A 21,613-nucleotide genomic window follows, 5' to 3' on the forward strand; every position below is an offset into this window, starting at 1 on the left:
CATGAAAGAAAGAGGGTTATTAATCGTTCTCTCAGGTCCCTCAGGAGTTGGTAAAGGAACGGTTCGGCAAGCGATTTTTTCGCAGGAAGACACAAAATTTGAATATTCGATTTCAGTAACCACAAGAAGTCCGCGAGAGGGCGAAGTGAACGGAGTCGATTATTTCTTCAAAACGAGAGAAGAATTCGAGCAAATGATTGCAGACAACAAGCTGCTTGAATGGGCAGAGTATGTCGGCAATTATTACGGCACGCCTGTCGATTATGTTGAACAGACGCTTCAAGATGGAAAAGACGTCTTTTTAGAAATCGAAGTTCAAGGCGCTCTTCAAGTGAGAAATGCTTTCCCGGAAGGCTTGTTTATTTTCCTTGCGCCTCCAAGCCTTTCTGAACTGAAGAACAGAATTGTGACAAGAGGAACGGAAACAGACGTTCTGATTGAAAATCGAATGAAAGCCGCAAAAGCTGAGATCGAAATGATGGATGCTTATGATTATGTCGTCGAAAACGATAATGTCGAAACGGCTTGCGATAAAATCAAAGCAATCGTTCTCGCTGAACATTTGAAGCGCGAGCGCGTTGCGCCTAGATATAAGAAAATGCTGGAGGTTGAATAACTAATGTTAGATCCATCAATTGACTCTTTAATGAATAAATTAGATTCCAAATACACGCTCGTGACTGTTTCTGCGAGACGTGCCCGAGAAATGCAAATCAAAAAAGACCAAATGATTGAACATACGATTTCACACAAATATGTAGGCAAAGCTTTAGAAGAAATTGATGCAGGCCTGCTTTCGTTTGAAAAGGAAGACCGCGAATAGTAGCACAAGTAGCAACCTATATCATGTAGGTTGTTATTTTTTTCCGTGCGGTTTTTGTAAAGTGCAGAGGGGGAGAAGTCATTGCTTAACAATCGAAATGTGTTACTTTGCGTGAGCGGGGGCATCGCTGTTTATAAAGCCTGTGCATTAACGAGCAAGCTGGTTCAGGCAGGAGCAAATGTCAAAGTGATTATGACTGAATCAGCTTGCCGATTCGTTTCACCGCTGACATTTCAGGCATTGAGCCGCCACGAAGTCTATACAGATACATTTAAAGAACAAAATCCAAGCGTCATTTCTCATATTGATGCCGCAGACTGGGCCGACTTGGTTATCGTGGCGCCGGCTACGGCTAATGTGATTGGAAAACTGGCAAACGGTATCGCTGATGATATGCTGACGACAACATTGTTAGCAGCAACGGCTCCCGTGTGGATCGCGCCGGCGATGAATGTTCACATGTATGACCATCCGGCAGTTAAACGAAATATCTCTGTTCTTTATCAGGATGGCTATCGTTTTATTGAGCCGAGCGAGGGTTATTTAGCATGCGGTTACGTAGGAAAAGGCAGATTGGAAGAGCCTGAAAATATCGTGAAGCTAGCCGAAAAGCATTTTGCTGAAGAAAAAATCGCTCCTTTAGAAGGCAAACATGTGGTCATTACAGCTGGCCCGACACGGGAAGCGATTGATCCTGTTCGATTTTTCACCAATAAATCAACGGGCAAGATGGGATACGCATTAGCGGAGGCGGCTGTCCAGCTCGGCGCACGGGTAACTTTAATCTCTGGCCCTGTTTCACTGGATCAGCCGAAAGGCCTTGCTCAGTTTATCCCTGTTCAATCGGCTGCGGATATGCGCGAAGCGGTGCTCTCCGTGTATGACTCGAGTGATATTGTCATCAAAACAGCTGCGGTAGCAGATTTTACGCCGAAAACAGTATTTGACCATAAAATGAAAAAACAAGACGGCGGTATGACCTTGGAACTGGAAAGAACGGTCGATATTTTAAAAGAATTAGGCGAGAGAAAGAAGCAGCAGCTGTTGATCGGATTTGCAGCTGAAACACAAGACGTTGAACACTATGCCCGTAAAAAGCTCGCTGCCAAAAATCTTGATATGATAGTGGCAAATGATGTGAAAGCAAATGGGGCCGGTTTTGGTGCTGATACGAATATCGTAACAATTTTTTTCAAAGACGGGCGCAAACGCAAGCTTCCGATCATGTCGAAGCTTGATGTTTCTTTTGAAATCCTTCAGGAAATCGCAGCCCTCTCAAAACAAACCGGAGAGCGCTCATGAATTTTGCCGAAGTCATCGTTGATGTCAGCACCAAAAATATAGACAGGCCTTTTGATTACAAAATCCCAGACCATCTCAAAGGCATGATCAAAACGGGCATGCGAGTCATTGTCCCGTTTGGTCCCCGTAAAATTCAAGGGTTTGTGACAGCTGTGAAAGAAGCATCTGATCTCTCGGGGAAATCTGTCAAGGAGGTAGAGGATTTATTAGATCTTACACCTGTTTTGACAGAGGAGCTTATGAATTTGTCATCATGGCTGTCCGACAAAACGCTGTCTTTTAAAATAACGGCGCTTCAAGCGATGCTGCCTGCCGCATTAAAGGCGAAATATGAAAAAGAATTAAAGATCGCACACGGTGCCGATCTACCACCGCAAGTGGAACGGCTGTTTTCTGAAACAAAGACTCTTCTGTATTCGGATATACCCGATCACGATACGCTGAAACTGATTCAAAAGCATGTTCAAAAAGGCAGCATTGATGTGACGTATAAAGTTGCGCAAAAAACCAATAAAAAAATGGTCAGGCATATTCAGGCAAATGCCAGTAAAGAAGAGCTTAGCAAGCAGGCTGAGGGATTATCTCGCCAAGCAGCCAAGCAGCAGGCGATTCTTCACTTTTTCACCGCTGAGCCGGAAGGGGTGAAAATCCCTGCAGCGGATTTGTGCAAAAAAACGGACGCGAGCTCTGCGACCATCAAAACCCTTATTCAAAAGGGGCTTTTGAAGGAAAGCTATGAAGAGGTTTACAGAGATCCCTATCAGGACAAAATGTTCAAAAAAACAGAGCCGCTCCCGCTGACAGACGAACAGAGCGCTGCCTTTCAGCCTATACGCCAGACGTTGGACAACGATGAACATAAAGTGTTCCTTCTTCACGGCGTAACAGGCAGCGGAAAAACAGAGATTTATCTGCAATCAATTGAGAAAGTACTGGCGAAAGGAAAAGAAGCCATCGTACTCGTGCCGGAAATCTCGCTGACGCCACAGATGGTCAATCGCTTCAAGGGCCGTTTCGGCTCTCAGGTGGCAGTCATGCACAGCGGATTATCCATAGGGGAAAAATATGATGAGTGGCGTAAAATCCACCGGAAGGAAGTACGGCTTGTCGTCGGCGCCAGATCGGCTATTTTTGCACCGTTTGAAAATCTCGGAATGATTATCATCGATGAAGAGCATGAGTCCTCTTATAAACAAGAAGAAATGCCGCGCTATCATGCGAAAGAGGTGGCGATCAAGCGGGCTGAGCATCACAGCTGTCCTGTTGTGCTGGGCAGCGCTACGCCGACATTAGAGTCATATGCACGGGCGCAAAAGGGTGTGTACGAGCTTCTTTCGCTGAAGCACCGCGTTAATCATCAGGTGATGCCTGAGGTTTCGCTTGTTGATATGAGAGAGGAGCTCAGAAGCGGCAATCGCTCAATGTTTTCAGTTGAATTGATGGAAAAGCTTGAAGAAACGATTGCCAAGGGCGAGCAGGCTGTGCTGTTTTTAAATAAAAGGGGCTATTCTTCCTTTGTGATGTGCAGGGATTGCGGATATGTCCCGCAATGCCCGCACTGCGACATTTCCATGACGTATCATCGTTATGGCCAAAGGCTGAAATGCCATTATTGCGGACATGAAGAGCCTGTCCCGCATACTTGTCCAGAATGTGCAAGCGAGCATATCCGCTTTTTCGGGACGGGGACACAGCGTGTGGAGGAAGAGCTGACAAAAGTGCTGCCAAATGCGAGAGTGATTCGAATGGATGTTGATACGACTTCAAGGAAAGGCGCCCATGAAAAATTATTGTCAGCTTTCGGAGAAGGAAAAGCGGATATTCTTCTCGGAACGCAAATGATTGCGAAAGGGCTTGATTTTCCGAATGTCACACTTGTCGGAGTGTTAAGTGCTGATACAACACTCCATATTCCTGATTTCAGATCGGCCGAAAAAACATTTCAGCTGTTAACGCAAGTCAGCGGCCGGGCAGGCAGGCATGAAAAACCCGGCCATGTCATCATTCAAACGTACACACCGTCCCATTACAGCATCCAGCTGACGAAGACGCACGATTATGAAACGTTCTATCAGCATGAAATGGCTCACAGGAGAGAGCAATCCTATCCGCCTTATTACTATTTGGCTCTTGTGACTGTTTCTCATGAAGAAGTAGCGAAAGCAGCTGTTACGGCTGAAAAAATCGCTCACTTTTTGAAAGCAAACTGCGGAGCTGACACGAAAATTCTTGGGCCAAGCGCGTCGCCGATAGCCAGGATCAAAGATAGATATCGCTATCAATGCGTGATAAAATACAAACAGGAAACCCAGTTATCCGCTTTATTGAAGAAGATACTGGAACATTATAAACGAGAAATTGAACAAAAGCATGTAATGATTTCAATTGATATGAATCCTTATATGATGATGTAAGATCTCACGTCTTGGAGGGTAACAAATTGGCAGTAAAAAAGATCGTCACACATCCAGCGGAGGTTTTGGAAACACCGACGGAAAGCGTGACTGTTTTTGATAAAAAGCTAAAAAAACTGTTGGATGATATGTACGACACCATGCTTGAAATGGATGGTGTCGGACTGGCAGCGCCGCAAATCGGCATCTTAAAAAGAGTGGCTGTCGTAGATATCGGGGATGACAGCGGCAGAATTGATCTCGTTAATCCCGAGATTTTAGAGAAAAGCGGTGAGCAAACCGGAATTGAAGGATGCCTGAGCTTTCCTGGCGTCTATGGTGATGTCACACGTGCTGATTATGTCAAAGTACGTGCGTTTAACCGTCAGGGAAAACCGTTCATTCTGGAAGCGCGAGGCTTTTTAGCGAGAGCCGTGCAGCACGAAATGGACCACTTAGACGGTGTGCTGTTTACATCTAAAATAAGTAAATACTATACAGAAGATGAACTAGCGGATATGGAAGGATGATTTGATGACGAGAATCGTATTTATGGGGACGCCGGATTTTTCAGTTCCTGTTTTAAGAACCCTGATAGAGGATGGTTATGAAGTAGTGGGGGTCGTCACACAGCCGGACCGTCCGAAGGGCAGAAAAAAAGTGCTGACTCCTCCTCCGGTAAAAGAAGAGGCAATGCGTCACGGCATCCCGGTTCTTCAGCCGGAAAAAGTGAGATTGAAAGAAGAAATTGAGAAAGTGCTGGCATTAAAGCCTGACCTTATTGTAACAGCAGCATTTGGACAAATTTTGCCTAAGGAGCTTCTCGACAGTCCGAAATACGGCTGCATTAACGTTCACGCGTCTCTTTTGCCGGAATTGCGCGGCGGTGCTCCGATCCATTACTCCATTCTGCAGGGAAAGAAAAAAACCGGGGTTACTATTATGTATATGGTAGAAAAATTGGATGCTGGCGATATGATCTCAAAAGTGGAAGTGGACATTGAAGAAACCGACAATGTCGGAACGCTGCATGATAAATTAAGCGTAGCTGGCGCGAAGCTATTATCTGAAACGGTTCCAAACGTCATTGCCGGCAGCATATCACCTGAAAAGCAGGATGAAGAGAAAGCGACATATGCGCCTAACATCAAAAGAGAGCAAGAGCTGCTCGACTGGTCAAGAACGGGTGAAGAGCTTTACAACCAGGTCCGCGGGTTAAATCCTTGGCCTGTTGCCTATACGACTCTAAATGGCCAAAACTTAAAAGTGTGGGCGTCGAAAAAAACACCCGCACCAACAAAAGCTGAGCCCGGCACAGTCGTTGCGGTTGAAAAGGAAGGGATTATCGTTGCCACAGGTAACGATACGGCCCTGTTATTAACCGAACTTCAGCCAGCCGGCAAAAAACGCATGAAAGGCGAGGATTTTGTGCGCGGCGCTCATGTTGAAGCTGGTGAAAAGTTAGGAGTAAACAATGAAAAAAAATAGTGTTCGTGATATCGCCCTTGAGGCGCTGATCAAACTAGAACAAAACCAGGCATACAGCAACCTGCTCCTGAAATCGGTCATTAAATCAAATGAACTGAGTGATCAGGACAGAGGGCTTTTGACTGAACTTGTCTACGGGACATTGCAAAACAAAATCGCGCTTGATTATATGCTCAAACCGTTTATTAATAAGCCTCAAAAAGTAAAGCCGTGGGTGATTCAGCTTCTTCGCCTATCCTTATATCAAATGGAGTATCTGGAAAAAATTCCAGACAGGGCTGCTATTCATGAAGCGGTCGAGATTGCTAAAATCCGCGGACACAAGGGCATTGCTTCATTTGTCAACGGTGTGCTTCGTTCCATACAGCGCGAAGGTGTTCCAACCTTTGACGCCATCGAAGATCCTGTCCGCCGGTTGGCGACAGAGACAAGTCATCCGGAATGGCTCGTAAAAGAGTGGACGGATGCGTATGGATTTGATGCGGCTGAAAAGATTTGCCGCATCCATCTCATTCCGCCGAGGCAGACACTGCGTGTCAATCAAATGAAAGCAGATAGAGCGGATTTGCTTGATCAAATGGCTGCTGAGGGAATCGAAGTTGAAAATGGCGACCTCGCAGAAGACGCGGTGAAGCTCTTAAAGGGGTCAATCGCTGGAACTCATTTCTTCCAAAACGGTGAAGTTTCCATCCAGGATGAGAGCTCCATGCTCGTCGCCCGTGCCCTTGATCCTAAGCCCGGTGAAACGGTGCTTGACGCGTGTGCTGCGCCCGGCGGAAAGTCAGCTCATATCGGAGAATTAATGGAGAACAAGGGAAGCGTTACATCGCTTGATCTTCACAAACATAAAGTGAAGCTGATTAAAGAAGCGGCAGACCGGCTTGGCCTTACAATCATTGACGCGAAAACAATGGATGCGAGACAAGCAGGAGAAACGTTTGAAAATGGACAGTTTGACAGGATATTGGTCGATGCCCCGTGCTCAGGTTTTGGAGTGATCCGAAGAAAGCCGGACATGAAATACACGAAAAAGCCTGACGACAGCGCACGGCTTGCTGAAATCCAACTGTCGATCTTGAGGGAAATCGCACCATTAGTAAAAAAAGGTGGCACTCTTGTCTACAGTACGTGTACAATGGACCGGACAGAAAATGATGAAGTAATACATGCGTTTATACAAGAACATCCTGATTTTGAACCCGATTTGTCTCTTGAAAAGCGGCTGCCCGAAAAGGCGAGACCCTTTGTTCGGGATGGAAGGCTGCAAATCCTTCCTCATTATTTCGGAACAGATGGTTTCTTTATTTGCAGCATGAGAAAGAAGGGATAACAATGGCAGAACTTAAAAAAACAAAAGCAAGAAAAGAATTGCGGACAGAGCGTCCGTCTATTTATTCTTTTGAATTAGATGAAATCAAACAATGGCTGACAGACAACGGAGAGAAACCGTTCCGCGCGGCACAGATCTTTGAATGGCTATATGAAAAACGCGTAACTTCTTTTGAAGAAATGACAAACCTGTCAAAGGATCTGCGTGAGAAATTAAGCACTCATTTTGTGTTAACAACGCTGAAAACGGCTGTTAAGCAAACCTCCCAAGACGGTACGATGAAGTTTTTGTTCGAGCTTCATGACGGTTATACAATCGAAACCGTTTTAATGAGACACGAGTATGGCAATTCTGTATGTGTAACGACACAAGTCGGCTGCCGTATTGGCTGTACATTCTGCGCGTCAACGCTCGGGGGTTTGAAACGAAACCTTGAAGCGGGTGAAATTGTCGCTCAAGTACTCAAAGTTCAAAAAGCTCTGGATGAAACGGATGAACGCGTCAGCTCTGTCGTGATCATGGGAATCGGTGAACCTTTTGATAACTTTAATGAAATGCTCGCTTTCTTGAAAATCATTAACCATGACAAGGGCCTGAATATTGGCGCTCGCCATATTACGGTTTCTACAAGTGGAATCATCCCGAAAATTTACGAATTCGCTGATCAGCAAATGCAGATTAACTTTGCGATTTCTCTGCACGCCCCGAATACAGAAATCAGAAGCCGTTTGATGCCGATTAACAGAGCGTACAAGCTGCCTGAGTTAATGGAAGCCGTTAAATATTATATTAACAAAACGGGACGCCGTATCAGTTTTGAATACGGGCTGTTCGGAGGCGTAAACGACCAGGTTGAGCACGCTGAAGAGCTTGCCGACTTATTGGAAGGAATTAAATGCCACGTGAACTTGATTCCGGTAAACTACGTGCCTGAACGGGACTATGTGCGCACACCGCGTGATCAGATTTTTGCTTTTGAGAAAACGCTGAAATCCCGCGGAGTAAATGTCACAATCCGAAGAGAGCAAGGCCATGACATTGACGCAGCCTGCGGTCAGCTTCGCGCGAAGGAGCGTCAAGACGAGACGAGGTGATGAGGGTTGTTAACAGCCTTAAAAACAGATACAGGAAAAATCCGCCAGCATAATGAAGATGATGCGGGGATATTCAAGGGGAAAGATCAATTTGTATTAGCGGTTGTCGCTGATGGCATGGGCGGCCATCTTGCTGGAGATGTTGCAAGCAAGATGGCTGTGAAAGCCATGGGGGAGAAATGGAATGAAGCAGAGGCGATTCCAGTTGCGCCTTCAGAATGTGAAGAATGGCTCATTGAACAGATTCTTGCGGTAAACAGCAAAATATACGATCACGCCCAAGCCCATGAAGAATGCCAAGGCATGGGGACGACGATTGTATGTGCGCTTTTTACGGGGAAAACGGTTTCTGTTGCTCATATAGGTGACAGCAGATGCTATTTGCTTCAGGACGATGATTTCATTCAGGTGACAGAAGATCATTCGCTTGTAAATGAACTGGTTCGCACTGGAGAGATTTCCAGAGAAGACGCCGAACATCATCCGCGAAAAAATGTGTTGACGAAGGCACTCGGAACAGACCGGTCAGTCAGCATTGACACACGTTCCTTTGACATTGAAGCCGGGGACAAACTGCTTCTATGTTCTGACGGACTGACGAATAAAGTGGAAGGCACTGAGTTAAAAGACATCCTGCAAAGCGATTCAGCTCCTCAGGAAAAAGTAAACCTGCTTGTGGACAAAGCCAATCAGAATGGCGGGGAAGACAACATTACAGCAGTTTTGCTTGAGCTTGCTTTACATGTTGAAGAGGGTGAAGATCAGTGCTAATCGGCAAGCGGATCAGCGGGCGTTACCAAATTCTCCGCGTTATAGGCGGCGGGGGAATGGCCAACGTGTATTTAGCTGAGGATATCATTCTAGACCGTGAAGTCGCAATCAAAATCCTGCGGTTTGACTATGTGAACGACAATGAGTTTGTCAGGCGTTTCCGCAGAGAAGCCCAATCCGCATCAAGCCTCGATCACCCGAATATTGTCAGCATTTACGATTTGGGCGAGGAAGATGATATTTATTATATTGTCATGGAATACGTTGAGGGCATGACGCTTAAAGAATACATAACAGCAAACGGGCCGCTTCACCCTAAAGAAGCGCTGAACATCATGGAGCAAATTGTCTCAGCCATTGCTCATGCCCATCAAAATCAGATTGTTCACAGAGACATTAAGCCGCATAACATTTTGATTGACCACATGGGAAATATCAAAGTGACGGATTTCGGAATTGCGACAGCACTAAGCTCGACTACAATCACCCATACAAATTCTGTGCTGGGCTCAGTCCATTACCTATCACCTGAACAGGCGCGGGGCGGTTTGGCAACAAAAAAATCGGATATTTATGCGATTGGAATCGTTCTATTCGAGCTCTTAACCGGCCGTATCCCGTTTGATGGAGAATCAGCAGTCAGCATCGCCTTAAAGCATCTACAGGCGGAAACCCCTTCGGCGAGAAGGTGGAATCCGTCAGTACCCCAAAGTGTTGAAAACATCATACTAAAGGCAACTGCCAAAGATCCTTTTCATCGCTACGAAACGGCTGAAGACATGGAAGCAGATATCCAAACAGCTTTTGATGCCGACAGACTCAATGAAAAGAGATTTACGGTTCAAGAAGATGAAGAAATGACAAAAGCGATTCCTATCATTAAAGATGAAGAGCTCGCTAAAGCTGCTGGCGAAAAAGAAGCTGAATTGACATCCGCCCAAGACAACAAAACAAAGAAAAACGGCAAAAGAAAAAAGTGGCCGTGGGTTTTGCTCACGATATGCATCGTTTTCATCACAGCTGGAATTCTCGCTGTCACCGTTTTTCCGTCGCTTTTTATGCCTGAAGATGTCAAAATACCTGATGTCTCCGGAATGGAATACGAAAAGGCGGCAGACCTCTTGGAAAAAGACGGTTTGCAGGTTGATTCAGAGGTTTTGGAAATCTCAGATGAGAAAATTGAAGAAGGCCTGATGGTAAAAACGGATCCTAAAGCGGATTCGACAGTGAAAGAAGGCGCAACGGTCACGCTTTATAAGAGCACCGGAAAAGCTAAAACAGAGATCGGTGATGTAACAGGCCAAACGGTCGATCAGGCAAAAAAAGCCTTAAAGGACCAAGGGTTTAAACATGTAACGGTGAATGAAGTGAATGACGAGAAAAGCGCTGGCACTGTCATTGAACAGAATCCGTCAGCAGGGACTGAACTTGTACCGAGTGAAGATCCAATCAAACTCACAGTCAGTATCGGGCCCGAAGACATTACGCTTAGAGACTTGAAAACTTACAGTAAAGAAGCAGCGTCTGGATATCTGGAAGACAACGGACTGAAGCTGATCGAAAAAGAAGCATACTCAGATGACGTTCCAGAAGGACAGGTTGTCAAACAAAAACCAGCAGCAGGAACGGCAGTAAAGCCGGGAAACGAAGTTGAAGTGACATTCTCTCTGGGACCTGAGAAAAAACCTGCGAAAACAGTGAAAGAAAAGGTCGAGATCCCCTACGAGCCAGAAAATGAAGGGGACGAGCTTGAAGTGCAAATCGCGATTGACGATGCAGATCACAGTATCTCTGACTCTTACGAAGAATTTAAGATAAAAGAGCCGACTGAACGGACGATCGAACTAAAGATTGAACCTGGCCAAAAAGGGTATTATCAAGTGATGGTAAACAATAAAGTCGTCAGCTACAAAACCATTGAATATCCGAAAGATGAATAACAAGGAGGGAAAATATGCCTGAGGGCAAAATTATTAAGGCGCTAAGCGGCTTTTACTATGTACTCGATGAATCAGAGGATTCAGATAAAGTAATACAATGCAGAGGAAGAGGCATTTTCAGAAAGAACAAAATTACCCCTCTTGTCGGTGATTACGTTGTGTATCAAGCTGAAAATGACAAAGAGGGATATCTATTAGAAATTAAAGAAAGAACCAATGAGCTGATCAGGCCGCCAATTTGCAACGTTGATCAAGCGGTCCTTGTTTTCTCAGCGGTTCAGCCTTCTTTCAGCACGGCATTGCTCGACCGCTTCTTGGTTCTCGTTGAGGCCAATGATATTCAGCCGATTATATGCATTACAAAAATGGATCTGATTGAAGATCAAGATACACAAGATGCGATTCAAGCCTATGCAGAAGACTACAGGAATATTGGTTATGACGTGTATCTCACCTCCTCTAAGGACCAAGACAGTTTAGCGGATATCATCCCGCATTTTCAGGACAAAACAACGGTATTTGCCGGTCAGTCCGGTGTTGGAAAATCCTCGCTCCTGAACGCGATTAGTCCGGAGCTCGGTTTAAAAACAAACGAGATTTCTGAGCATTTGGGCCGCGGGAAACACACAACTCGCCACGTGGAGCTGATTCACACGTCCGGAGGCTTGGTTGCGGATACTCCGGGATTCAGCTCGCTTGAATTTACAGACATTGAGGAAGAAGAGCTTGGCTATACCTTCCCTGATATTAGAGAAAAAAGCTCTTCATGCAAATTTAGAGGCTGTTTACACCTAAAAGAGCCGAAATGTGCGGTGAAACAAGCCGTTGAAGACGGGGAATTAAAGCAGTACCGCTATGACCATTATGTTGAATTTATGACGGAGATTAAAGACAGAAAGCCGAGGTATTAGCATAATGATAAAGGTTGCACCATCTATTCTTTCCGCTGATTTTGCCGCTTTAGGCAATGAGATTAAAGATGTAGAAAAGGGCGGAGCCGATTGTATTCATATTGATGTCATGGACGGCCATTTTGTCCCGAATATCACGATCGGTGCGCTGATTGTAGAAGCTGTCCGTCCGGTAACAGATCTGCCGCTTGATGTTCATTTAATGATAGAAGAGCCGGATCGTTACATCCCAGCTTTCGCAAAAGCGGGCGCAGATATCCTGTCTGTGCATGCTGAGGCATGTCCGCACCTGCACCGTACCATCCAGCTTATTAAAGAGCAGGGTGTAAAGGCCGGTGTTGTTCTAAACCCGCATACGCCTGTACAAGTCATCGAGCATGTTTTCGACGACCTTGATCTTGTTCTTTTAATGACGGTGAACCCAGGATTTGGGGGGCAGAAATTTATTCATTCCGTCCTTCCTAAAATCATAGAGGTTAAGCGAATGGCGGATGAAAGAGGAAAAAAAGATCTGTTAATTGAAGTAGACGGCGGCGTCAACAAGGAAACTGCTCCGTTAGTTATTGAAGCGGGTGCAAATTTACTCGTTGCCGGTTCAGCTGTTTATGGCCAGTCCGACCGCAAAAAAGCAATTTCTGAAATCAGAGGAAGTAAATAAGCAGCAAAAAAAGAGCTGGGCGTACAGAGCCTAAGCTCTTTTTCCTGTATGCAGAGAAAGGAATCAGAGATGAAAACAATCAATATCGTTGCGGGAGGCCCTAAAGATCTCATTCCTGATCTAACCGGCTATATGGCTGAGCACATCCTTTGGATCGGTGTTGACAAAGGCACCGTCACTCTTTTAGATGCCGGGATCATTCCTGATGAAGCCTTTGGAGATTTTGACAGCATAACAGAGCAAGAACGTCTCCGAATTCAAAAAGCCGCTCCCGCACTCCATGTGTATCAAGCAGAAAAAGATCAAACAGATTTAGACCTCGCCCTTGATTGGGCGCTGGAAAAACAGCCGGATATCATTCAGATCTTCGGCATTACAGGCGGCAGAGCTGATCATTTTTTAGGCAACATTCAGCTTCTGTACAGAGGTGTAAAAACGAATATAAAAATTAGGCTGATAGATAAACAAAATCATATTCAAATGTTCCCTCCCGGTGAATATGATATTGAGAAGGATGAAAACAAGCGATATATCTCCTTCATACCGTTTTCCGAAGAAATACATGAGCTGACCCTGACTGGTTTTAAATATCCGCTAAATAAGTGTCATATTATGCTCGGTTCAACACTATGTATTAGTAACGAACTCATTCATTCACGAGGTACTTTTTCGTTTGCAAAAGGCATATTAATAATGATAAGAAGCACGGATTAGCATGTGCTTTCATTCATTTGCTGAAATCAATGAACAGGCGGTTACGGGACGTTATAGGAGGGGACAAAAATGAAATTTTACACCATTAAATTGCCGAAGTTTTTAGGAGGAATTGTCCGGGCGATGCTGGGCTCATTTAGAAAAGATTAATGCCCAGGGGTTCAAAGCCCTCTTTCACCACATAAAAACGCCTGCCACTTATCGAGGCAGGCGTTCATTTTGTTATACACGCTCAACTTTACCGGATTTCAAAGCTCGAGCAGATACATATACTTTTTTAGGTTTTCCGTTCACAAGGATACGAACCTTTTGAAGATTCGCGCCCCAAGTGCGCTTAGAAGCGTTCATTGCGTGAGAACGGTTATTCCCAGCTGTTGTTTTTTTACCTGTGATAACGCATTTACGTGCCATTTGTTTCCCTCCTCACTTGCACAAAACATCTACTTTTTAACATTCATATGGTCTTAGATGCTTTCGATATGGATACTTTAAATAATTTACCACAGCTAAAAAACGTTTGCAACTATTGTTTCATCATCTTTCAAGAAAATTCACTTGACATCTTGCAGAAACAGCGGCGCTATAGTATATGTAGAGGGACGGGCAGCAATAGCCAGGTCTTTTCTTTTCATAATGGAAACCATATAGTAGAATAGCTGTAACTCTATTGCATTCGAAGGAGGAACTAGTGTGTCCATTGAATTAAGAACGAAGTACGGACAGATTGATATATCTAATGAAGTCATTGCGATGGTTGCAGGTGGCGCGGCGATTGATTGTTACGGCATTGTCGGCATGGCCTCTAAAAACCAGATTAAAGACGGACTGACTGAAATCCTTCGGAAAGAGAATTTCAGCAGGGGTGTCCAGGTTCGCCAAGAAGGAGAACAGATACATATTGACATGTATATCATTGTCAGCTATGGCACGAAAATTTCTGAAGTGGCACATAATGTCCAAACAAAAGTAAAGTACACAGTAAATCAAACCATCGGACTGGAAGTGGACTCTGTTAATATTTATGTCCAAGGTGTCCGAGTGACGAACCCGTAGTTAGGAGGAGTAGGATTGTCTATCAGAACATTAGACGGCAGAACCTTTGCCGAGATGATTCTTGCGGGAGCGCAGAATCTGTCTCAAAATGCGAGTGCGGTTGATGCGCTGAACGTGTTTCCGGTGCCGGACGGCGATACTGGAACAAACATGAATCTGTCGATGACTTCCGGAGCTAGAGAAGTGGAGCAAATGAATACGGATGATATCGGGAAGGTGGGCTCCGCGTTATCTAAAGGACTGCTCATGGGAGCACGCGGAAATTCAGGAGTGATCCTGTCCCAATTGTTCCGCGGATTTAGTAAAAGCATTGAAACCAAAAAAGAAATTAATGCACTGGAGTTTGCCGCTGCGCTGCAAGCAGGTGTTGATATGGCGTATAAAGCTGTCATGAAACCTGTAGAGGGCACCATTTTAACAGTTGCAAAAGACGCTGCGAAAAAAGCGATAACCCTTGCAGAAAAAGAAACCGATATCACAATGCTAATGACTGCAGTGACAGAAGAAGCAGAGGCGTCTTTAAACCGGACCCCTGAATTGCTTCCTGTCCTGAAGGAAGTAGGAGTCGTCGACAGCGGCGGCAAAGGCCTGCTTTGTGTGTATGAAGGTTTCCTTGCTTCATTAAAAGGTGAAACTGTGCCTCAGAAAGCTGTTCTTCCATCACTTGATGACATGGTCAGCGCAGAGCATCATAAGAGCGCGCAAAGCCTGATGAATACCGAAGATATTGAATTTGGTTTTTGTACCGAAGTGATGGTAAGGCTCGATCAGACAAAACGAGAATTCGACGAAGGTACGTTCAGACAAGACCTCAGCCAGTTTGGTGATTCTCTGTTAGTTATTGCGGATGAATCACTGGCGAAGGTGCATATTCATGCTGAAGAGCCGGGAAATGTATTAAACTATGCCCAGCATTACGGTGAATTAATCAAAATTAAAATAGAAAATATGAGAGAACAGCATACCTCCATCATCAGCCAAGAAAGCAAGCCTGCTGACAACGAAAAACCGCCGGCAAAGCAGCCGTATGGCATTGTAACTGTGGCGATGGGAGAAGGCATTTCTGACTTATTCAAAAGCATCGGCGCTTCTGTTGTAATTGAAGGCGGACAGACTATGAACCCGAGCACTGAGGATATTGTCGAGGCTGTGAAATCTCTAAATGCAGAAACGGTGTTTATCTTACCAAATAACTCCAACATTATCATGGCGGCTAATCAAGCGGCCAGCGTAATGGATGAACAGGTTTTTGTCATACCGTCCAAAACGGTTCCGCAAGGGATGTCAGCCCTGCTGGCATTTAATCCGGATCAAGAAGCTGAAGCGAACGAAGGCAATATGCTCAGCGCTATTCAGCAAGTAAAAAGCGGGCAGGTGACGTATTCAGTCAGAGATACTCACATTGACGGCAAAGACATTAAAAAAGGCGACTTTATGGGGATTCTGAATGGAACGATTATCGGCACTGCTGAAGATCAGCTGTCAGCCGCGAAAATGCTGTTGTCAGAAATGATCGGAGAAGACGACGAAATTGTCACCATCTTATATGGTGAGGATGCGTCTCAGGAAGAAGCTGAGGAGCTTGAAGCGTTTCTCAGTGAAAAGTACGAGGAGATTGAGGTTGAGATCCACAACGGAAAACAGCCGCTGTATTCATATATAGTTTCTGCAGAATAGAAGGGCAATTTGCCCTTCTATTCTTATGTCTGCTTTTAAGTGCGGCAGCGCTGTAACGCGCCCGCTTGCCATTTTATATCTGATCAATTAGTCTAGAAGCAAAGCGCTTATAAGCTCTGGTTCATAAGGAGGAATAGCATGAAATACAGAAGCGTTTTTGATATTATCGGCCCGGTGATGATCGGTCCGTCCAGCTCGCATACCGCGGGAGCAGCGAGAATCGGGAGAGTGGCCAGAAGTTTATTTGGCAGAGAGCCTGAGCGCATCATTGTATCCTTTTATGGCTCTTTTGCGGAAACGTATAAAGGCCACGGCACAGATGTCGCGATTATTGGCGGATTGCTTGATTTTGATACATTCGACGAACGGATTAAAACCGCTATACAAATTGCAGAAGATAAAGGAATTGATATAGAGTTTAGGGTTGAAGACGCTGTCCCAGTCCATCCGAACACAGCCAAAATCACCATTTCTGATGAAAAGGGAGAGCTTGAGCTGACGGGTATTTCGATTGGCGGAGGAAAGATTGAAATCACAGAATTAAATGGTTTTGAACTCCGGCTGTCAGGAAATCATCCGGCCATATTAGTTGTTCATAATGACAAGTTTGGCACAATTGCCGGTGTTGCCAATGTTCTGGCGAAATTTTCAATCAACGTAGGACATATGGAAGTAGCCCGAAAGGATATCGGCCAGCTCGCGCTGATGACAATAGAGGTCGATCAAAATATTGACGACCACGTTCTCGACGAGCTGTCGAAACTGCCGAATATTATTCAAGTGACAAAGATTGCTGACTAGCGAAAGGTCAGGAGGAGCCAGTTATGTTTCGTAATGTAAAGGAATTAATTGAGATTACTAAAGAAAAGCAAATATCCATCTCTGATGTAATGATCGCGCAAGAGATGGAAGTAACAGAAAAAACAAAAGAAGAAATTTTTCAGCAAATGGATCACAATCTGACTGTTATGGAAGCTGCGGTTCAGAAAGGACTCGAGGGAGTTACGAGCCAAACGGGCTTAACAGGCGGTGACGCCGTTAAATTACAGGCCTACATTCGATCAGGTAAAAGCCTGTCTGGCCCGCTGATTTTGGATGCTGTATCGAAAGCTGTTGCAACAAATGAAGTAAATGCAGCCATGGGAACGATTTGTGCGACACCGACTGCAGGTTCTGCCGGTGTGGTGCCTGGCACGTTATTTGCTGTAAAAGAAAAGCTGAACCCAACAAGAGAACAAATGATCCGCTTTTTATTTACAGCCGGTGCTTTCGGATTTGTCGTGGCTAATAACGCAAGTATTTCCGGCGCCGCCGGGGGATGTCAGGCAGAGGTTGGATCAGCCTCAGGCATGGCAGCTGCGGCGATTGTTGAAATGGCAGGGGGAACACCCGAACAAAGCGCGGAGGCCATGGCCATTACATTAAAAAATATGCTCGGCCTAGTGTGCGATCCTGTTGCGGGGCTTGTTGAAGTACCTTGCGTGAAACGGAATGCAATGGGCGCGTCAAATGCGATGATTGCTGCTGATATGGCATTGGCAGGCATTACAAGCCGCATTCCATGTGATGAGGTTATCGATGCCATGTATAAAATTGGCCAGACGATGCCTACTGCACTTAGAGAAACAGGCCAGGGCGGTTTGGCAGCAACACCGACAGGAAGAGAATTAGAGAAAAAAATTTTCGGAGGAGCGCTAGGTTCAAGTGAAACAACATCAGCAAACTAGTATAGCTAACATTAAGGGTATTGGGCCGGAAACAGAAAAAACATTGAATGAACTCGGTATTTATGACATTTCTGATCTTCTGAATTATTTCCCTTATCGCTATGATGACTACGAGCTGAGGGATTTAGAAGAAGTAAAGCATGATGAAAGAGTTACAGTCGAAGGGAAGGTTCATTCAGAGCCTTCTCTTACCTATTACGGAAAGAAACGAAACAGGCTGACATTTAGGGTTCTCGTCGGCCACTATTTAGTTACAGCCGTATGTTTCAACCGGCCTTATTTGAAGAAAAAGCTTTCTCTGGGTTCTGTCGTGACGGTCTCCGGTAAATGGGACAAGCACCGCCAAACCATCTCTGTTCAGGAGTTGAAGAACGGTCCGCACCAAGAGGATAAGAGCATTGAACCAGTGTATTCTGTGAAAGAAAATGTTACCGTCAAAATGATGAGACGCTTTATTCAGCAGGCGCTGACTCAATATGCAGATTCACTTTTAGATCCTCTTCCGGAAAAGCTAAAAACACGCTATAAGCTGCCGGATTATCAGCAGGCGTTAAAAGCAATGCACCAGCCTGAAACAAGAGAAGCGTTAAAGCTTGCCAGACGTCGGTTTGTTTACGAAGAATTTTTGTTGTTTCAGTTGAAAATGCAGGCGTTCCGAAAGGCGGAAAGAGAGCAGACACAAGGGATACGGCAGCGTTTTTCAAACGAAGAACTCATGAGATTTATAAAAAGCCTCCCGTTTCCCCTCACAAACGCCCAGTCGCGCGTGCTTCGCGAAATAACAGCAGACATGTCTTCTCCATACAGAATGAACCGTCTTCTTCAAGGGGACGTTGGATCAGGAAAAACGGCAGTCGCCGCCATTGCGCTGTATGCCGCGATCCTCTCCGGATACCAGGGAGCGCTCATGGTGCCGACAGAAATTCTGGCGGAACAGCATGCGGATTCGCTCGTTTCACTATTTGAAAAGTGGGATGTCAGCGTCGCCCTTTTGACAAGCTCTGTTAAAGGGAAGCGGCGAAAAGAACTGCTTGAACGTCTTGAGGCGGGAGAGATTGATATTCTTGTAGGAACCCACGCTTTAATTCAGGATGAGGTGGAGTTTAAGGCGTTAAGTCTTGTCATTACAGATGAGCAGCATCGATTTGGAGTTGAGCAGCGTAAAAAGCTTCGAAACAAAGGGCAGGATCCCGATGTTCTCTTTATGACAGCCACTCCAATCCCAAGAACGTTAGCCATCACAGTGTTCGGAGAAATGGATGTATCTGTCATAGATGAAATGCCGGCGGGACGAAAACAAATCGAAACCTATTGGGTAAAGCATGATATGCTGGACCGTATTTTGGCATTCGTTGAAAAAGAATTAAAGCAGGGCAGACAGGCTTATATCATCTGCCCGCTGATTGAAGAATCAGACAAGCTTGATGTGCAAAACGCCATTGATGTGTACAATATGCTTTCTGACATTTTCCGGGGGAAATGGAACGTCGGCCTTATGCACGGAAAGCTGCATTCCGATGAAAAAGATCAGGTCATGAGAGAATTCAGCGCAAATCACTGTCAAATTCTCGTATCAACCACTGTGGTGGAGGTTGGCGTGAATGTTCCGAATGCAACCATCATGGTGATTTATGACGCCGACCGTTTCGGGCTGTCACAGCTTCACCAGCTGCGCGGCCGTGTCGGACGGGGCGAGCACCAATCTTTCTGCATTCTGATGGCCGATCCTAAATCAGAAACAGGGAAAGAACGGATGAGAATCATGTCCGAGACCAATGACGGCTTCGAGTTGTCTGAAAAGGATCTGGAACTGAGAGGCCCTGGAGATTTCTTCGGGAAAAAACAAAGCGGAATGCCTGAATTCAAGGTGGCGGACATGGTTCATGATTACAGAGCACTTGAAACGGCAAGGCAGGATGCTGCGAATCTTGTGGCTTCTGATTCGTTTTGGAAGGAGCCGGAATATGGTGCGCTGAGAGAGCAATTGCTGAAGAGCGGAGTAATGGATGGGGAAAAATTAAGCTGAGCACCAGAAGTTTTTGGTGTTCAGTCAGAAACAATCGTTGCATTCCAATCTATGAAATTATATACTACTATTAGTACCTAGTCTTAATTGTCCGGATGGTGTTTAGATATGAGAAGAAATAAGAGAGAACGCCAGGAATTACTTCAGCAGACGATTCAAGTAACCCCCTTTATTACAGATGAAGAATTAGCGGGTAAATTTGGGGTGAGTATCCAGACGATACGTTTGGACCGCTTAGAGCTTTCCATACCGGAGCTGAGAGAAAGAATTAAGAACGTGGCAGAGAAAACACTTGAAGATGAAGTGAAATCCCTGTCACTTGATGAAGTTATCGGAGAGATTATTGACCTTGAGCTGGATGATCAGGCGATATCCATTTTAGAAATAAAACAGGAGCATGTGTTCAGCCGGAATCAGATTGCGAGAGGCCACCATTTATTTGCGCAGGCGAATTCCTTGGCTGTTGCAGTCATTGATGACGAGCTGGCGCTGACTGCAAGTGCAGACATCCGCTTTACAAGACAGGTAAAGCAGGGTGAACGTGTCGTAGCGAAAGCGAAAGTGACGGCGGTCGAAAAAGAAAAAGGAAGAACAGTTGTCGAAGTGAACAGCTATGTCGGCGAAGAAATTGTTTTTTCTGGACATTTTGACATGTACCGTTCAAAACATTCATAAAGGTGGAGCATGCATGAGAATATCTGTAGATGCAATGGGAGGAGACCACGCTCCCAAAGCCGTTATTGACGGAGTTATAAAGGGTATAGAGGCATTTGATGATCTCCATATCACACTTGTCGGTGACAAAACAACGATAGAATCACATTTAACAACAACATCAGATCGCATCACGGTGCTGCACGCAGATGAAGTGATTGAGCCTACGGATGAACCGGTCCGCGCCGTGCGAAGAAAAAAGAACTCATCTATGGTCCTTATGGCGCAGGAAGTTGCCGAAAACAGAGCTGACGCCTGCATCTCAGCAGGGAATACCGGTGCGTTAATGACAGCCGGTCTGTTTATCGTCGGAAGAATTAAAGGGATTGACCGCCCGGCGCTTGCCCCGACACTTCCGACCGTTTCAGGAGACGGATTTCTTCTCCTTGATGTCGGCGCCAATGTCGATGCCAAACCGGAGCACCTTGTTCAATACGCCATCATGGGTTCTGTTTATTCTCAGCAAGTGCGCGGTGTCAATTCACCGAGAGTCGGGCTTTTAAATGTCGGAACAGAAGATAAAAAAGGAAACGAACTGACGAAGCAGACGTTTCAAATGTTAAAAGAAACAGCAAACATCAATTTTATCGGAAATGTGGAAGCGCGAGACCTTTTAGATGATGTGGCGGATGTTGTAGTAACAGACGGCTTTACCGGGAATGTTACACTCAAAACGCTGGAAGGTTCTGCGTTATCTATTTTTAAAATGATGAGAGAAGTAATGACGTCTAATCTCACATCAAAGCTTGCAGCAGCTGTGCTGAAGCCAAAGTTGAAAGAAATGAAAATGAAAATGGAGTATTCGAATTATGGCGGAGCAAGTCTTTTCGGCTTAAAAGCGCCTGTGATCAAGGCGCACGGCTCTTCAGATTCGAATGCTGTATTTCATGCGATTCGTCAAGCAAGAGAGATGGTCACCCAAAATGTGGCTGCGCTCATTCAGGAAGAAGTTAAAGAAGAAAAAACAGATGAGTAGTCTGGAGGTTTTTACA

General features: G+C 45.3%; 22 protein-coding genes. 21 read left to right on the plus strand and 1 reads right to left on the minus strand.

Annotation, left to right across the window (positions count from 1 at the left end; genetic code table 11):
• Position 1: 1 nt before the first annotated feature.
• From gmk to spoVM, 14 genes are all read left to right on the plus strand, one after another.
• Positions 2-616, plus strand: coding sequence for a guanylate kinase (gmk, locus tag AC0C66_RS00555; RefSeq protein WP_461845554.1), 615 nt, complete (start codon positions 2-4; stop codon positions 614-616).
• A gap of 3 nt (positions 617-619) precedes the next feature.
• Complete coding sequence (gene rpoZ, locus AC0C66_RS00560; protein ID WP_003221520.1) at positions 620-823, plus strand: DNA-directed RNA polymerase subunit omega; 204 nt, start codon at positions 620-622, stop codon at positions 821-823.
• An 81-nt stretch (positions 824-904) separates the two neighbouring features.
• A complete protein-coding gene (gene coaBC / locus AC0C66_RS00565) occupies positions 905-2,125 on the plus strand; it encodes a bifunctional phosphopantothenoylcysteine decarboxylase/phosphopantothenate--cysteine ligase CoaBC (protein ID WP_072183024.1) in 1,221 nt (406 codons plus the stop codon).
• On the plus strand, positions 2,122-4,539 hold the full coding sequence (priA, locus tag AC0C66_RS00570; RefSeq protein ID WP_461845555.1) for a primosomal protein N': 2,418 nt from the start codon (positions 2,122-2,124) through the stop codon (positions 4,537-4,539). The genes coaBC and priA overlap by 4 nt, the downstream gene beginning before the upstream one ends.
• Positions 4,540-4,565: 26 nt before the next feature.
• Positions 4,566-5,048 carry a peptide deformylase gene (gene def / locus AC0C66_RS00575; RefSeq protein ID WP_014113751.1) on the plus strand — a complete coding sequence of 161 codons (483 nt, stop codon included), beginning with the start codon at positions 4,566-4,568 and terminating at the stop codon, positions 5,046-5,048.
• 4 nt (positions 5,049-5,052) lie between these two features.
• On the plus strand, positions 5,053-6,006 hold the full coding sequence (gene fmt / locus AC0C66_RS00580) for a methionyl-tRNA formyltransferase (RefSeq protein ID WP_072183021.1): 954 nt from the start codon (positions 5,053-5,055) through the stop codon (positions 6,004-6,006).
• The gene (gene rsmB / locus AC0C66_RS00585) at positions 5,993-7,336 is read left to right on the plus strand and encodes a 16S rRNA (cytosine(967)-C(5))-methyltransferase RsmB (RefSeq protein ID WP_072183020.1); all 1,344 of its coding nucleotides are present in this window, start codon (positions 5,993-5,995) and stop codon (positions 7,334-7,336) included. The genes fmt and rsmB overlap by 14 nt, the downstream gene beginning before the upstream one ends.
• Before the next feature lie 2 nt (positions 7,337-7,338).
• A complete protein-coding gene (gene rlmN, locus AC0C66_RS00590; RefSeq protein WP_072183019.1) occupies positions 7,339-8,430 on the plus strand; it encodes a dual-specificity RNA methyltransferase RlmN in 1,092 nt (363 codons plus the stop codon).
• A 6-nt stretch (positions 8,431-8,436) separates the two neighbouring features.
• Positions 8,437-9,201: a protein-serine/threonine phosphatase PrpC gene (gene prpC / locus AC0C66_RS00595; RefSeq protein WP_072183018.1), complete on the plus strand. Its 765-nt coding sequence runs from the start codon at positions 8,437-8,439 to the stop codon at positions 9,199-9,201.
• On the plus strand, positions 9,195-11,141 hold the full coding sequence (gene prkC, locus AC0C66_RS00600) for a serine/threonine protein kinase PrkC (protein ID WP_072183017.1): 1,947 nt from the start codon (positions 9,195-9,197) through the stop codon (positions 11,139-11,141). The genes prpC and prkC overlap by 7 nt, the downstream gene beginning before the upstream one ends.
• Positions 11,142-11,155: 14 nt before the next feature.
• Complete coding sequence (gene rsgA / locus AC0C66_RS00605) at positions 11,156-12,052, plus strand: ribosome small subunit-dependent GTPase A (RefSeq protein WP_014113756.1); 897 nt, start codon at positions 11,156-11,158, stop codon at positions 12,050-12,052.
• A 4-nt stretch (positions 12,053-12,056) separates the two neighbouring features.
• Positions 12,057-12,710, plus strand: a complete 654-nt coding sequence (rpe, locus tag AC0C66_RS00610; protein ID WP_072183016.1) for a ribulose-phosphate 3-epimerase — start codon at positions 12,057-12,059, stop codon at positions 12,708-12,710.
• A 69-nt stretch (positions 12,711-12,779) separates the two neighbouring features.
• Positions 12,780-13,424, plus strand: a complete 645-nt coding sequence (locus AC0C66_RS00615) for a thiamine diphosphokinase (RefSeq protein WP_014113758.1) — start codon at positions 12,780-12,782, stop codon at positions 13,422-13,424.
• A 69-nt stretch (positions 13,425-13,493) separates the two neighbouring features.
• Positions 13,494-13,574 (plus strand): stage V sporulation protein SpoVM, encoded by an 81-nt coding sequence (gene spoVM / locus AC0C66_RS00620; RefSeq protein WP_003221545.1) that lies wholly within the window; start codon positions 13,494-13,496, stop codon positions 13,572-13,574.
• Positions 13,575-13,646: 72 nt separating this feature from the next.
• Here spoVM and rpmB read toward each other — a convergent pair whose 3' ends face one another.
• A complete protein-coding gene (gene rpmB, locus AC0C66_RS00625; protein ID WP_003221548.1) occupies positions 13,647-13,835 on the minus strand; it encodes a 50S ribosomal protein L28 in 189 nt (62 codons plus the stop codon).
• A gap of 279 nt (positions 13,836-14,114) precedes the next feature.
• On the opposite strand from rpmB, the gene AC0C66_RS00630 reads away from it, so the two are divergent.
• The 7 genes from AC0C66_RS00630 (at position 14,115) to plsX (ending at position 21,597) form a co-directional block, all read left to right on the plus strand.
• Entirely contained in the window at positions 14,115-14,477 is a 363-nt protein-coding gene (locus AC0C66_RS00630; protein WP_003221550.1) for an Asp23/Gls24 family envelope stress response protein, read from the plus strand.
• 15 nt (positions 14,478-14,492) lie between these two features.
• A complete protein-coding gene (locus tag AC0C66_RS00635) occupies positions 14,493-16,154 on the plus strand; it encodes a DAK2 domain-containing protein (RefSeq protein WP_061187448.1) in 1,662 nt (553 codons plus the stop codon).
• A 138-nt stretch (positions 16,155-16,292) separates the two neighbouring features.
• Positions 16,293-16,955 carry an L-serine ammonia-lyase, iron-sulfur-dependent subunit beta gene (gene sdaAB / locus AC0C66_RS00640; RefSeq protein WP_019714380.1) on the plus strand — a complete coding sequence of 221 codons (663 nt, stop codon included), beginning with the start codon at positions 16,293-16,295 and terminating at the stop codon, positions 16,953-16,955.
• A 23-nt stretch (positions 16,956-16,978) separates the two neighbouring features.
• Positions 16,979-17,881, plus strand: coding sequence for an L-serine ammonia-lyase, iron-sulfur-dependent, subunit alpha (sdaAA, locus tag AC0C66_RS00645; protein ID WP_014113761.1), 903 nt, complete (start codon positions 16,979-16,981; stop codon positions 17,879-17,881).
• The gene (gene recG / locus AC0C66_RS00650) at positions 17,859-19,907 is read left to right on the plus strand and encodes an ATP-dependent DNA helicase RecG (RefSeq protein ID WP_072183014.1); all 2,049 of its coding nucleotides are present in this window, start codon (positions 17,859-17,861) and stop codon (positions 19,905-19,907) included. Before sdaAA ends, recG begins: the two co-directional genes overlap by 23 nt.
• Before the next feature lie 108 nt (positions 19,908-20,015).
• Positions 20,016-20,582 (plus strand): transcription factor FapR, encoded by a 567-nt coding sequence (gene fapR / locus AC0C66_RS00655; RefSeq protein ID WP_014113763.1) that lies wholly within the window; start codon positions 20,016-20,018, stop codon positions 20,580-20,582.
• A gap of 13 nt (positions 20,583-20,595) precedes the next feature.
• Positions 20,596-21,597, plus strand: coding sequence for a phosphate acyltransferase PlsX (plsX, locus tag AC0C66_RS00660; RefSeq protein ID WP_072183013.1), 1,002 nt, complete (start codon positions 20,596-20,598; stop codon positions 21,595-21,597).
• Positions 21,598-21,613: the final 16 nt, after the last annotated feature.

It is taken from the genome of Bacillus sp. VA13 (assembly GCF_055710085.1).

What these genes read in the sequence shown, in the direction of transcription:
- rpmB (WP_003221548.1), bottom strand. Translation starts at nt 13,835, where the DNA reads ATGGCACGTAAATGCGTTATCACAGGTAAAAAAACAACAGCTGGGAAT.
- plsX (WP_072183013.1), top strand. Translation starts at nt 20,596, where the DNA reads ATGAGAATATCTGTAGATGCAATGGGAGGAGACCACGCTCCCAAAGCC.
- priA (WP_461845555.1), top strand. Translation starts at nt 2,122, where the DNA reads ATGAATTTTGCCGAAGTCATCGTTGATGTCAGCACCAAAAATATAGAC.
- sdaAB (WP_019714380.1), top strand. Translation starts at nt 16,293, where the DNA reads ATGAAATACAGAAGCGTTTTTGATATTATCGGCCCGGTGATGATCGGT.
- gmk (WP_461845554.1), top strand. Translation starts at nt 2, where the DNA reads ATGAAAGAAAGAGGGTTATTAATCGTTCTCTCAGGTCCCTCAGGAGTT.
- fmt (WP_072183021.1), top strand. Translation starts at nt 5,053, where the DNA reads ATGACGAGAATCGTATTTATGGGGACGCCGGATTTTTCAGTTCCTGTT.
- rlmN (WP_072183019.1), top strand. Translation starts at nt 7,339, where the DNA reads ATGGCAGAACTTAAAAAAACAAAAGCAAGAAAAGAATTGCGGACAGAG.
- AC0C66_RS00615 (WP_014113758.1), top strand. Translation starts at nt 12,780, where the DNA reads ATGAAAACAATCAATATCGTTGCGGGAGGCCCTAAAGATCTCATTCCT.
- sdaAA (WP_014113761.1), top strand. Translation starts at nt 16,979, where the DNA reads ATGTTTCGTAATGTAAAGGAATTAATTGAGATTACTAAAGAAAAGCAA.
- rpoZ (WP_003221520.1), top strand. Translation starts at nt 620, where the DNA reads ATGTTAGATCCATCAATTGACTCTTTAATGAATAAATTAGATTCCAAA.
- spoVM (WP_003221545.1), top strand. Translation starts at nt 13,494, where the DNA reads ATGAAATTTTACACCATTAAATTGCCGAAGTTTTTAGGAGGAATTGTC.
- rsmB (WP_072183020.1), top strand. Translation starts at nt 5,993, where the DNA reads ATGAAAAAAAATAGTGTTCGTGATATCGCCCTTGAGGCGCTGATCAAA.
- rpe (WP_072183016.1), top strand. Translation starts at nt 12,057, where the DNA reads ATGATAAAGGTTGCACCATCTATTCTTTCCGCTGATTTTGCCGCTTTA.
- rsgA (WP_014113756.1), top strand. Translation starts at nt 11,156, where the DNA reads ATGCCTGAGGGCAAAATTATTAAGGCGCTAAGCGGCTTTTACTATGTA.
- fapR (WP_014113763.1), top strand. Translation starts at nt 20,016, where the DNA reads ATGAGAAGAAATAAGAGAGAACGCCAGGAATTACTTCAGCAGACGATT.